The sequence below is a fragment of the Undibacterium parvum genome (assembly GCF_003955735.1).
Lineage (GTDB): Bacteria > Pseudomonadota > Gammaproteobacteria > Burkholderiales > Burkholderiaceae_D > Undibacterium > Undibacterium parvum.
The window spans coordinates 476,227-487,643 of sequence record NZ_CP034464.1 but is presented as its reverse complement, the minus strand read 5'-3'; the positions used below and the strand labels follow the sequence as shown (position 1 = coordinate 487,643).

Below are 11,417 nucleotides of genomic sequence, written 5' to 3'. Positions count from 1 at the left end.
TCAAGTTGAAGTTTTTAGATTTGCAATATTAAGGCAAACCACCTTTATTAAAAAGATGATTTTCAAATATTGACAATAAAGTCGATGCCATCATGGGCGAGCATTAAAAAATTGAGTAGTTCAATTTTTTAATGTGTTCTCTGCGCATTTTAAAAATGTCAGAGTTGTTTGTGTACAGCTGTTTATCACGCCGCTATCGGCAAACCGTATGGTTGCATAAATATTTTTTTTTGGCAATTTATTTTCTTCGATTTTATATTTTCCAGAGACCTTTTTGGGCGCAAGTCTGGGCGTCTTTTGGGTGCTTGTGTGGAGGGGCTTTATTCAAATTTTTTTGTTTTTCTCAGTCAATTAATTTTAAAAAATAAACGGAAAATAGTGTAAGTTTTCTATTTGCGTGATATTTTGTCGCGTTTTGTCGCGTTTTGTCGCGTTTTGTCGCGTTTTGTCGCGTTTTGTCGCGTTTTGTCGCGTTTTGTCGCGTTTTGTCGCGGAGTGTTTTCTTGCGGGAAATGAATCGCCAATAGGTTGTATCGGACAAAATTTTGATCGCAAGATGTCCGTGATTTGGGCGTGTGATTGGTTGGGAATTTTGGTCGTTTTTAACCAGAAAGCGAGCTGTGACAACGGTTTTGGCTCGGGTGGCGATGGTACAGAGCAGCGTTCCGCTCATATTTTATCTTCGAATTATGACTTTACTAAAGTTCTGACGGACTATCAAAAAAAATCCAACACCCCCAATACTTAAGCGACGGTGGGCTTAAATATTGGGAGCGTGTGGAGTACTTTATTTGCGCGGCGATCTCTGCTGGAGCGCCTGTTCTATTTTCTGATCTGTCTTATATTGACTCAGTGCATACACTGCCCAGATGGTGGCAGGGATCCAGCCGATCAAGGTGATCTGTAGCAGCAGGCAAATGATGCCTGCAATCGGACGGCCTATCGTAAAAAACGTTAGCCATGGCAGGAAGAGGGAGATAAGTAAACGCATGATGCAAAAGTCCTTTCAGATTACCCCAGGGCCGCGAGGTGCCGGTGTTAGCATATGCCGTACTGCAAAAACGCATTCATAAAAAATTGGATTGATGGATGGGGCTGATTCATTTAGATCTGTACTAATTGCTGCGCTAATCCGTCTTTCAAACACTCCCTTTCCGTTGGTAGTACTGGTGCGACGATTACTCCTTGTAATTGGGACCATTGGGATTCACATCGCTGGCAAGCCAAGCGTCTTCGTCACTTTGTCTTTCTTCTCGTTCTTCTTCACTCTCTGGAGAAGTACTGTTGTTGATGCATAGGAGCGTGAGGTAGGCGACTAAAATGACGAGGCCAAACATTGCCAAGGGGATTAGTACTGACAGTTGCAGAATCGATCCGGCTAAGCCGCAGGCGAAATTCATCTTTTTAAAATTGATCGCAACCAGCACTATTAAAATGACCACGGCAATCACTATCCAGACCCAAGCCCAAAATTGATCGCCATGGTGTTTGATCGCACTCTCCAGGCAGGTGCGGCCCAACAGACCCAACCCGACCGCGACCATGGTGCTGATGTATGACTCCTTGGTAAAAAGCGCGTGTCCAAATTTTTCCTGACAATGCTGGGTAAATTCGAATAACCCACCCAGCACGGTCAATACCAATAAGACTGCTACAACCACTCCACCCATTTTTAAAATGTCCATGCCGATCTCCTTGTGAATTAACGAGAATTGATTACCTATCAAAAATCTCTATAAATCATCGTCTCATGGCAAAACGGCTTCGCAAGTCGGTTTTCGCCGGCATTGAACCTCCACCTAACATTGGAGGGAGGCGGGTCTATTTTTTTTCGGGGGAAGTATGGTTTGTACTCTTTGGCGTGACGGTGTCACCTTGCGCTATGCAAGCCAAAAGCAAACCAATCACTTGGGAGCGACGAAAGGACGTTTGAATTTATTGACCGATTCCTGTAACTTCTTCTGATACTGATCCCATTGATCATTTTGGTAGGCTTCGATCGCGTTATTGCAATCTAAACCTTGCGGGGTGTTCACGTAACCAACGATTTTTTCGCGTTGAGGAACACACTTGTCGACGAGCAGTTTTGCTTCCGCTATGTGTTCCGCATAGTACTTAATCGTTTTGGGCTCATAGGGTTTAGAGCATGCGGCGATACTCGCTATCGTGAGTAACAGTAGGTGTTTGAGGATTTGCTTCGTATTTTTCATGATGTTTTCCTTAAATTGCGATTGGTTGAATTTTGTGATTGGAAATGTTGCTTATTTTTCAGATGGTGGAGAAGTAGCGTTGATCGATAGCTGGATTGTCTTGCCGGTTCTGAGGACCATCGCTATCAAGGTGTCAACGCTGTATTCCTCGGGTTGTTGATCAAGCAGATCGGCTAGACGCGAGCTGCTTATTCCCATGATTTGTGCCGCCTGAGAATGAGTGAATTGGTTTTCTACGATCCACAGTGAAATTGCTTTCAGCAGTTGATGTTTGATGGCGACTTTGTTAGCAACGCGTGGCTTCGAGTTGGTCCGTAGCGCGTCCACTTTTTGTAATGCGCTAACGGCATCAGCAACATGGTTTTTGCCAAGTGGCGTGCTGTGCTTAGTTTTGTTCTGATTACTCATGATGGATTCCTCATTTGAAGGCTTACTTGATACATTCGGGAGAGGATGCGGTCGTGGCGGCTGCCCGCATGGCATGGTCGAGCTTGCCCATGTGCTGCAATTGCTGCATGTCGCGTGCCGAGCTTGGTGCCGTGACGACGCTTTGTTGTTGGGCAAAGTCCAGTAAACGGTCGATGTTTGATCGTGCAAATCCATCGGCGGGGGCCATCGCCATCACATAGCGTTGCTCGTCTTTGCCAAATGCCACCGTCACGATGTCGGCCACCCAAAGGCGCAAGCTAGCGTCTTCTACCCGCGTCACTTGTGTGCTCGATTGCAGATGGCTTTTGAACTGATTGCCCACTTTGACCTTGGCCGATTGGAAGTGTCCTTCCGTCTCTAGCCAGATCAGGCGTGATTTGAAATACAGACGAGACAACAGCAGATGGCCGATCTGAAAGGAGTGTGCTGACGCCAGACCGACCGCCACGAGTAAGAGCAGTGCCCGCCCGCTCTCCCATTTGTCCATGCTCGCCAATTGCTGCGCCGCATGAGCTGTCATCATGGCCGTGAGTCCCGCCAGAACCATGCCCCAGATGCTCAAGGCCGACAGATAACGGGCATACTTGTTTTGCCAAACGCCGCGCCAGGACCCGCCCACGCCATCAGTCATCACACCAGACAAGACCGGCTGCGTTTCTTCCAATAATCGTCCCGCAAAACTTCCTCGTTCACCAGTGGCAGTTGCCGGTGGTAACCAGGCATAGACGCGATTGGGAATTTCATTCACCCAATTGGCCTGGCAGTCTCTTTGCATCTGCAGCCACAATTGTGCGGGAGGTCCTTGGAGCGAGAAGGTCGCTTGTTCATAGGAAACGCAGGTCTGCGTCACGTTGTCGGGTTGGGCAAATAGGGATGCCAGAAACAGGATGGATGTCACCATTGCCGCCAGCAATAACAGCAAAGGGGCTGACCATAGGACGGGTAAATCGACGACTGGCATAAAGCGAGGAAGCGCCACCGGGGCCAGGATTGCAAATACCACCAGAGCGAGCAACTTCCACGCTTGTTGCTGGCCTTCCGTATTATCGTCAGTGAGCTCCTCCACTCCAAAAGACTTGGCTACCGGCATAAGCAATGACAAGCCCGTCAATGGCAGATAGAGCCAGGACACCATGCCTTCGTAGGGCGAACCTTCAAATAACGCCAATGACATTCCCATTGATAGCAGGATTGCCAGCATCCCGACGAGCGCCTGTGCATGCCGAATCGCTGCCGTTTGCAAGGGAGGGGGAGAGGACGCAAGTGAAGGAATCAATGACATCAGCAACCCACTTATCCAAGTCTGCAGCTCCGGAAAGCAGATCGCTTGTTGGCGTAATGCCTGCATCAGCGCGTTTGAACCCAAACCTATGCCACTCTGGCCCAGTGGCACTTCGCTTGCCAGTCCTCGTGGAGAGTTGCGCCCGATCATGAAACGCAGTTGTGACAAGGCGCGCAACGCAAAACGAACTCCCAGTGCAAAACACGCTAATGCCAGGATTGCGGCCAGCGTCGCTAGTCCGTCTTGCGTTGCCTGTAAATAGGATCGTGCGCTGAGTAAGGTAGAAACACCGCCAGCAACCAGCATCAATGCTGATAGCAGCAGAAGCCAGTTCTCTATTCGGTAGGGATTGGGATAATCAGTTGCGCTGTTATCCTCAGCGTTAAAGGTATAGGTCATCAAAACTCCTTGAAGTGAATGGGTGAAATTCATTAAAACATCCGAATTTCGCCATGCAAGTCGGTTTTAGAAAGCATGTGTTGAAACCCATCGCAATAGCGTCAGGAATCGATCGTTGCGCGAGCGGTCTCTCAATCTGAATCGAAAAATTTCAGAACCGCAAAAGAAAAAAGGAACCCGTTGGGGTTCCTTTGAGAGCGGTGAGAATGTCTTTACTCTTGGTGGGCTAGTTGCAGCAAACAAGGTGGCCAATCGAGCCGGACATCATGATGATGATATTTTTTACTCATTTTTGTCTCGCTTGAGTCGACTTTCAATATACTTCACGAGCGGGTCTTTACCCAGGAGGATGAGTGCAGTCCGCACCACGGTGATCATCATTAGTAAGGTCATCAACGCGCCATACGCTGCCTGCACCGACATGTCTAGTACGACTGCGACAAGGTCAGCGAACCAGACGTGAATGAGTAGGGCAATGAATAGGGCCCCAGTGTGCAGACCCATTAAAGGAATGAATGTTTTATGAAGGGGAGGGCGCACTATTTATCTTTCTATCGGTCATGGTTATTACAAAAATCAACAACAGCTTGATCACACAATAGAAAATTACAGATCAGAGCGATGCGCCAACTTGCAGGCGTAGAGGACGCCGGCAATAAAGCCTTGTTGGTGAATGACGGATGAGATGCGATGCGCTTCGATTAAATAGTGCTTCCAACCACAAGCGAAGGCAGTGCTGGTGCGTTGATACATCGTCTGGGTGACAGCAATGAGTCGATTAGGGACGGTGCGAAACAGGAAAGTGTGATGCTTCCACGACCAGCTTGGGGTTGCCGCCAGCAGCGATAAACTGCGTTGACGTTCATTGCTGGAAAAGTCTGTGGAAAACAGCGAGGCGTTAGAGATAAGGGTGATGCTACGAACTGGGCGTTGTGTGCTGCGGATCATGATGATCTCCTTGAGTGACTACATTCAATGGGCATCCATGGGATGCAGCTCAAAAATTTCTGAACCAGGTGGGGAATTAGTACTGGTGAAGAAGCTTTGAGCTGAGACCAGCGTAACAAGGGAATTTGCTGATGCAAGTCGGAAATCCTTATGCACCTTCAAGAAACGAAGTTATTCATTGTTGGTAGCGGTAGGCAAAACTCAATCAATGTTATATTCAATTGAATAAAGGAGAAAATCATGAGAAAGACAGCGCAGCTTAAGAAACATCAAGTAAAGGCGAGTGAAGGTGTCAACACTTCATCGTCTGAATCTGAGCGCGCATTACGCTTGGCTCGGGTTGATGCTTATTTCAAGGCAACCAGAGAACAATTCGCCAAGCAAGTTGCAAGCGCAAATGCCGGCGCATCTAGCGCGCAAGTTGGCGTATTGGCGGGGCCAATTGAGCGTCGTCGTTAATTGAATTTTCTAAACATCTCGCCAATTATAAAAAGGACTCACATGCTCAATCACGATGGTTACGAATTTCGGGAAGCAAACAAAAAACAATATCGATACAAGGGATTAATTGATATCACACCAAAATCTGTTAATTGGACTGCTGACATATCGTTAAACGACGTGCAAAAAGGGGCGATAAAAGGATCGTTAATGGGTATTGGTGAAGATGAGGGCCCTGTAAGGCGAGCCGTTGATGTCGCTGTTAAAGCCGCAATTCAGTCTTACAAGCAGCTCAGTGATTAATTTGATGGCTGTATAAACGTGCGCAAATTTTACCTTCGGGCGAAGGAATAAAGCGAAGAGCATTTCGACGTTGATTTTGATGTGAAAGGCGTTCGAATCGGCGAGTCGCCGGAACGTTTATCTCAACATTAAAAATATCATCAGCAATGTCCGCTCCCAGCCTTAAATGGATGTACGTTTGTCGACGGCGAGCGGCCGTGATCGGGCGTTAGTTGCCGGTCACATTTTCGGCACGGGTTGTTAATTTTCCAGTTTCTTTGGTAATGGAGTGGTTGGTTTTATTCTTTCCCTTAGTCTCAATTTCTAAGTAGCACGCCATTTTCTCGTGAAAACATCAATGAATATATTTCATTACATAGGTCGAAACAAATGAGAGAATGCGCGGCTAACTTTTACTCCACGGTCAAGTTCTCGTAGCCGCAAAGTGAAGTGACCAAGCTCGTCGCGAGTTGCGCTGAGGATGAAGTTGTTATTTACCATAATGCTACGATGCACTTGAATGAAATCGGATGAATCAATTTTCGATACCAGTTCACGCATACTCATGCGCACAAGCGCACTACCGGTAGCGGTAATCACATTCACATATTTGTCTGTCGCCTCAAAACAGATGACATCTTTCACGGGAATCATTTTTACTGTATTACCAAGTCCTGCGCGAATAACTTTGATTCGTTCGGAAGAATTCTCTGCGGGTGCCAGAATCGACTGTACGTGATTGATGAGTGACGCCATCTCTCCCGCTGCAGGAGTTGAGGCGCGATCTGACAATCGTTGCTTTAACCGTTCAACTGTGAGCGCCAATCGGTCCATACTTGCCGGTTTAAGCACGTAATCGGCGGCGGCTCGTTCAAAGGCTTTTACCGCAAAGTCATCGAACGCAGTCACGTAAACAAAAAGCGGCATTGCTTGATTGTCGGGCCAATCATCTGCAACAGCCTCTGCAACTTCTAATCCCGTTTTTCCAGGCATTTTTATATCTAAAAACATGATGTCAGGCGTATGTTCGAGTGCTTTTTCGATCGCCGATACGCCATCGCCAACGATGTCGATGATCTCAAGTTCTGGCCACAATTGTGACAGTAAATGTGCAAGTGATTTGGCAAGGCGCGGTTCGTCTTCTGCAATGAGCGCTGTGCGACGAGGTATCGTGGTATTTTTCATTGAGGTATTTTCACTGTTGAACATACACCTTGCGGCGCATTGCGTGTTATTGAAAGTGACGCATTCGGGCCATACGTTTTCAGAAGACGCTCCCGAACGTGCAATAAGCCGTAACTGCTGCTTGAAGGTTCGCGATAATCAAAGTCTGGAGCCAAACCGAGCCCCGTATCAGAAACAGAAATCTCGATGCCTGTCTCGGTCTGCCGGGCAATTACTTCAATACTACTATGACCAATTTTGGGCTCCGCGCCATGTTTAATTGCATTTTCGATAAGTGGCTGCAGCAGCATCGACGGCACTGTTGCATATTGTAAGGAGTCGGGTAAAGTTAGTTCGAAACTTAGCCTTGGCCCCATTCGTAACGACATTATTTCAAGGTAAGCGCGCAATTGGGAAAATTCATCACACAACTTAATCAATTCTGTACGTGAAGCCGTTAATGCGCTACGCAAATAAATAATGAGTTGGTCTATCATAAGCTGCGCTTGAATTGGGTCTTCTTCTACGAGTAAACGTAAATTAGCTAAGGTGTTGAATAGCATATGCGGCTCAATTTGCGCCCGTAATAATCGCAGTTGTGACTCGGATGCCAAATGCTGCGCAACTAGTCGTGCAGACGCCTCTTTTGAAAATTGCTCACGAGACCAGAGAAAATATAATAGAAGAATTCCCGTCAACGCGGTTGCGAGGTATGGAACCATTTTGGTTGGCCCAGAGCCTGAAATATGCATGGGTTCAAACACCAATGCAGATGCAAAAATATGACCGACAAGATATCCGCCTGGAAGCGCCACAACCATCGTCAATATGAGTGCGAGTAAAGGCTTGGTTGTATGGAGCCACGGCAAGCATAGAAGTAGCGTTCTTATCATAATTATGCCGACACCAACGCATTCGGAAAACAATAGAATGTATCCAAATCCGCCGAGATCTGGGACGGCAAGCCATAAAGCAAAAGCAGCTATCGCGAACGACACCAACGCCATTTTGAGAATGCCTGACATTTCTACCCAAAACTGCGACACCTGGGGGGTAGCCATTTTCGTTTTGAAATCCATTATTTTTCTTTCTAGTGAGCAATTTGTCCGTTGTGGATATGACGAATTTAATTTTTCAGTTTCATATTTAAACAGTTAGACAGATGTTCAACAATATTCTCGGCATCTCGGCCAACGCCAAGCAGCAATGCCGAGCCACGTGACGATTGCCAACTTCTACCAATAAAGTACATACCAGTGATTGGCGAAATGCCATTTTTCTGGAGGAAAAGACCATTAGAATTTTTCGCTTTAGGGATCGCCACCCAATCGGTACGATCTCGGTACCCGGTTGCCCATACAACACAGTCAATATCTAAGTCCTGCCCCGACGAAAATATAGCTTTCATTCCGCGAGCCTCAGTCAATCTTCCCACCAATTGTATGCCTTGTTTTTTCAATGCCGACAATCTTAAATGCGTCCCTGGAAATGAATCAGTTCGTTTCATTTTTCGCCCTAAAAAACTGTCTGATGCGGCTCGAATAATGCCAAATAAATCTAGCCACCAGAAAATATCCTTTCCGAATACATTGCTAGGTAGAACTGGACGAGAATGACCTGTCGCTATTATTACTTGGCAAGTACGAGAGAGCTCAGCTGCAATTTGTCGTCCAGTCGAACCATCACCGACAACGACGACACGACCTTTAGGGACTTGCGACGGTGAGCGGTAGGTCTCGGCTGTAAATTGTATTATTTCGCTGGAGAAACCGTCTGCGACAGAAGGAACTATCGGCACTTGAAAAGCACCCGTCGCCAATACTACCGACCGAGCATAAATCGTTGCACCACATGCTGTAACAGCCTTGAAGTTTCCATCGACCGTTCTCTCCAGCGATTGAACTTCCACATTGGTCTGAACAGGCAGCTTGAAATGTTGGCTATATGTTTCCAGATATTTAGCGATATCATCTTTGCTTGGATAGGAATCGGGATTGCCATGTACTGTCAATCCAGGTAAAGCACAAAATCGACGAGACGTAAACAAAACCAAAGAGTCGTATCGATTGCGCCAGCTATCTCCAATCCTTCCATTTTGTTCGGTAAGAATGAAGGAATACTTAGTCTGTCGAAGATAGTAGCCCAATGCAAGTCCCGCTTGCCCCGCGCCAATCACTAAAACGTCGATATTTTCAGATAGCTCGTCCATCACTTTCTTTCTTGAATTAATTGGATCAAAGGACAAGGAAAGCTGTTTTGAGATTCAGATTTTTCTCAACAAACATCATTTCACTAAACAGCGTCGGTCTACACATAAGTTCGGCTATGGCCTCTGCAGACACAGGTTTCGAAATTAAATATCCTTGGACCTCATCACAGGCGAGCGCTTGTAGCAGATGTAATTGCGCCAATGTTTCAACACCTTCAGCAACGACCTTCATACCGAGTGCATGCGCCATCGTAATAATCGCGGATACTAAAGCTGCGCTTTTATCTCCATTTTCTAAATTTGCAGTAAATGCTCTATCCACCTTTAACAAATCCATCGCATAGTGTTGCAGTTGGGTTAAAGAGGAATACCCGGTGCCAAAATCGTCAAGCAACAACTTCATTCCAAGTGCTGAGAATGCCTCCAATTGCTGCTTCACTGTGACGCTGTCTTCTATGATGCATGATTCCGTCACTTCAATTTCTAACAAGGCTGGGTCGATCCCATTCTCGCTAGCGTGACGTAATATCCTCGCCATCAGATCATTACGATGGAGTTGGCGTGGTGACACATTGATCGACACCGGGCATAGGGGTAAAGCATGTTTCTTCCATATTGCAAGCTGTTGACATACGAGCTCGATAACATATTCACCGAGCTGAACTATCAACCCAGACGTCTCGGCAATCGGAATGAAATATTGTGGAGCCAACAAACCGCGTTCCGGATGATCCCATCGTACAAGCGCCTCCAATCCACGAAGTTGCCCTGTCTGACTATCAACTCGTGGCTGATAATTTAAAATGAATTCCTTTTTTTCCAGTGCGTACCGCATGTGCTGTTCGATAGTGATCTTTTCCAAGATAGCTTCTGACATGTGTAGTTGATAAAAAAAGTATGGTTCTTTTCCAGAAGCTCGCGCAGAGTACATTGCAATATCCGCATGCTTCAGAAACGTTTCGCCATCTTCGGCATCTTGGGGATACATGCTAATTCCGATCGATGCATGCATGGAATGACGCTGCTCCCCTGACAACACAAACGGCATGCTCAACGACACCGAGACTTGTTCCGCCATATGCCGAACTTCTTCGGTGTACGCTATGTCATTCAACACAAATGCGAACTCTCCATAACTGAGACGAGCTACATAATCGCCAGGTCTTAATAACGAGCTTAAACGTGAACCTACTTGATAAAGTAATTCATCACTAAAGACATGGCCAAATGTATATTTGATATTCCTGAACTCATCCAAGTCGACAAATAACATTGCCATTACCGTATTGCTACCGTATATGTTCTTGATACGTTTTTGCAAATAATTCATTAACCAAAATCGATTCGGCAACATGGTAAGTGAATCTTTACTTGCCAAGCGCAAACAAACATCTCGATATTCGTCTCTCACAGATTCGACAAGATCGCAATCTAACTGTGAACACGGTTCACGTAGGTCATTAAAACATAACAGTGAATGTGGCTGATAATCCATTAAGCTACTCCAGCATTTGCAACAAAAAAACTACCTTAAAGCGGACATTATTTATTGATGGCGAGGGCGTTATTCCCCATCAATCACGAGACAACAGGTTAGTGCTTCTCAATTTCTTTTGTGAGCCTGAATAAGTCAAGCGAATGGCCAGGTAGCCAGCGGCGACTATGTCATACGAAATACAAAAAGATCGATACCACGAAGGCACGCCCTGATTGATAATCAAATCGCCATGGAACGCATCAAATAATCCATGCATTACCAGCGCGCCCACAATTATCCAGGCATTTTTTTTGAACCCAACAATGGATACCGCTGAAAACACGAACATTACAAATAATTCAACGTACATTGTTTTCGGCGTGCCATCCAGAATGGAAAATAATACGTAGATTGAAGCGATGACAATCATTAGGAATGGATAAAACCCACGCTCACGGTCAAATCCGATGATGGTTGCAAACCCCCCGATGATGATCGCCAGAGTTACACCAATAAAAATACTCATTTCCATGCTCCAAAGTTATGTAGAAAGTGTCATTGTTGGCAAATTTAATT

At 46.1% G+C, this 11,417-nt stretch carries 14 protein-coding genes; 2 read left to right on the top strand and 12 right to left on the bottom strand.

The window, feature by feature from the left end; genetic code table 11:
- Window positions 1-343: 343 nt before the first annotated feature.
- The 7 genes from EJN92_RS21530 to EJN92_RS02150 all read right to left on the bottom strand — a co-directional run bounded on the left by EJN92_RS21530 (window position 344) and on the right by EJN92_RS02150 (window position 5,268).
- Window positions 344-673: a hypothetical protein gene (locus EJN92_RS21530; protein ID WP_126126326.1), complete on the bottom strand. Its 330-nt coding sequence runs from the start codon at window positions 671-673 to the stop codon at window positions 344-346.
- 114 nt (window positions 674-787) lie between these two features.
- A complete protein-coding gene (locus tag EJN92_RS02170) occupies window positions 788-991 on the bottom strand; it encodes a YqaE/Pmp3 family membrane protein (RefSeq protein WP_126126325.1) in 204 nt (67 codons plus the stop codon).
- Between the two features lie 187 nt (window positions 992-1,178).
- Window positions 1,179-1,685 (bottom strand): hypothetical protein, encoded by a 507-nt coding sequence (locus tag EJN92_RS02165; RefSeq protein WP_126126324.1) that lies wholly within the window; start codon window positions 1,683-1,685, stop codon window positions 1,179-1,181.
- A gap of 219 nt (window positions 1,686-1,904) precedes the next feature.
- Complete coding sequence (locus EJN92_RS02160) at window positions 1,905-2,210, bottom strand: EexN family lipoprotein (protein WP_126126323.1); 306 nt, start codon at window positions 2,208-2,210, stop codon at window positions 1,905-1,907.
- Window positions 2,211-2,261: 51 nt separating this feature from the next.
- Complete coding sequence (locus tag EJN92_RS21395; protein WP_157984296.1) at window positions 2,262-2,618, bottom strand: helix-turn-helix domain-containing protein; 357 nt, start codon at window positions 2,616-2,618, stop codon at window positions 2,262-2,264.
- A gap of 22 nt (window positions 2,619-2,640) precedes the next feature.
- Window positions 2,641-4,320: a hypothetical protein gene (locus tag EJN92_RS21390; protein WP_157984295.1), complete on the bottom strand. Its 1,680-nt coding sequence runs from the start codon at window positions 4,318-4,320 to the stop codon at window positions 2,641-2,643.
- A gap of 606 nt (window positions 4,321-4,926) precedes the next feature.
- Window positions 4,927-5,268, bottom strand: a complete 342-nt coding sequence (locus EJN92_RS02150; RefSeq protein ID WP_126126321.1) for a hypothetical protein — start codon at window positions 5,266-5,268, stop codon at window positions 4,927-4,929.
- Window positions 5,269-5,508: 240 nt separating this feature from the next.
- On the opposite strand from EJN92_RS02150, the gene EJN92_RS02145 reads away from it, so the two are divergent.
- Both EJN92_RS02145 and EJN92_RS02140 read left to right on the top strand, forming a co-directional pair.
- Window positions 5,509-5,727, top strand: coding sequence for a hypothetical protein (locus EJN92_RS02145; RefSeq protein WP_126126320.1), 219 nt, complete (start codon window positions 5,509-5,511; stop codon window positions 5,725-5,727).
- A 42-nt stretch (window positions 5,728-5,769) separates the two neighbouring features.
- On the top strand, window positions 5,770-6,012 hold the full coding sequence (locus EJN92_RS02140) for a hypothetical protein (protein ID WP_126126319.1): 243 nt from the start codon (window positions 5,770-5,772) through the stop codon (window positions 6,010-6,012).
- Window positions 6,013-6,363: 351 nt separating this feature from the next.
- On the opposite strand, the gene EJN92_RS02135 is transcribed toward EJN92_RS02140, so the two are convergent.
- The 5 genes from EJN92_RS02135 to EJN92_RS02115 all read right to left on the bottom strand — a co-directional run bounded on the left by EJN92_RS02135 (window position 6,364) and on the right by EJN92_RS02115 (window position 11,367).
- Complete coding sequence (locus EJN92_RS02135) at window positions 6,364-7,176, bottom strand: LytR/AlgR family response regulator transcription factor (RefSeq protein ID WP_126126318.1); 813 nt, start codon at window positions 7,174-7,176, stop codon at window positions 6,364-6,366.
- Window positions 7,173-8,234, bottom strand: a complete 1,062-nt coding sequence (locus EJN92_RS02130; RefSeq protein WP_126126317.1) for a sensor histidine kinase — start codon at window positions 8,232-8,234, stop codon at window positions 7,173-7,175. The genes EJN92_RS02135 and EJN92_RS02130 overlap by 4 nt, the downstream gene beginning before the upstream one ends.
- A gap of 47 nt (window positions 8,235-8,281) precedes the next feature.
- A complete protein-coding gene (locus tag EJN92_RS02125; RefSeq protein ID WP_126126316.1) occupies window positions 8,282-9,364 on the bottom strand; it encodes a flavin-containing monooxygenase in 1,083 nt (360 codons plus the stop codon).
- Window positions 9,365-9,389: 25 nt separating this feature from the next.
- Window positions 9,390-10,859 carry a putative bifunctional diguanylate cyclase/phosphodiesterase gene (locus EJN92_RS02120; RefSeq protein WP_126126315.1) on the bottom strand — a complete coding sequence of 490 codons (1,470 nt, stop codon included), beginning with the start codon at window positions 10,857-10,859 and terminating at the stop codon, window positions 9,390-9,392.
- 79 nt (window positions 10,860-10,938) lie between these two features.
- On the bottom strand, window positions 10,939-11,367 hold the full coding sequence (locus EJN92_RS02115; RefSeq protein ID WP_194074955.1) for a hypothetical protein: 429 nt from the start codon (window positions 11,365-11,367) through the stop codon (window positions 10,939-10,941).
- Between the last annotated feature and the right edge of the window lie 50 nt (window positions 11,368-11,417).

What these genes read in the sequence shown, in the direction of transcription:
- EJN92_RS21530 (WP_126126326.1), bottom strand. Translation starts at nt 673, where the DNA reads ATGAGCGGAACGCTGCTCTGTACCATCGCCACCCGAGCCAAAACCGTT.
- EJN92_RS02170 (WP_126126325.1), bottom strand. Translation starts at nt 991, where the DNA reads ATGCGTTTACTTATCTCCCTCTTCCTGCCATGGCTAACGTTTTTTACG.
- EJN92_RS02165 (WP_126126324.1), bottom strand. Translation starts at nt 1,685, where the DNA reads ATGGACATTTTAAAAATGGGTGGAGTGGTTGTAGCAGTCTTATTGGTA.
- EJN92_RS02160 (WP_126126323.1), bottom strand. Translation starts at nt 2,210, where the DNA reads ATGAAAAATACGAAGCAAATCCTCAAACACCTACTGTTACTCACGATA.
- EJN92_RS21395 (WP_157984296.1), bottom strand. Translation starts at nt 2,618, where the DNA reads ATGAGTAATCAGAACAAAACTAAGCACAGCACGCCACTTGGCAAAAAC.
- EJN92_RS21390 (WP_157984295.1), bottom strand. Translation starts at nt 4,320, where the DNA reads ATGACCTATACCTTTAACGCTGAGGATAACAGCGCAACTGATTATCCC.
- EJN92_RS02150 (WP_126126321.1), bottom strand. Translation starts at nt 5,268, where the DNA reads ATGATCCGCAGCACACAACGCCCAGTTCGTAGCATCACCCTTATCTCT.
- EJN92_RS02145 (WP_126126320.1), top strand. Translation starts at nt 5,509, where the DNA reads ATGAGAAAGACAGCGCAGCTTAAGAAACATCAAGTAAAGGCGAGTGAA.
- EJN92_RS02140 (WP_126126319.1), top strand. Translation starts at nt 5,770, where the DNA reads ATGCTCAATCACGATGGTTACGAATTTCGGGAAGCAAACAAAAAACAA.
- EJN92_RS02135 (WP_126126318.1), bottom strand. Translation starts at nt 7,176, where the DNA reads ATGAAAAATACCACGATACCTCGTCGCACAGCGCTCATTGCAGAAGAC.
- EJN92_RS02130 (WP_126126317.1), bottom strand. Translation starts at nt 8,234, where the DNA reads ATGGATTTCAAAACGAAAATGGCTACCCCCCAGGTGTCGCAGTTTTGG.
- EJN92_RS02125 (WP_126126316.1), bottom strand. Translation starts at nt 9,364, where the DNA reads ATGGACGAGCTATCTGAAAATATCGACGTTTTAGTGATTGGCGCGGGG.
- EJN92_RS02120 (WP_126126315.1), bottom strand. Translation starts at nt 10,859, where the DNA reads ATGGATTATCAGCCACATTCACTGTTATGTTTTAATGACCTACGTGAA.
- EJN92_RS02115 (WP_194074955.1), bottom strand. Translation starts at nt 11,367, where the DNA reads ATGAGTATTTTTATTGGTGTAACTCTGGCGATCATCATCGGGGGGTTT.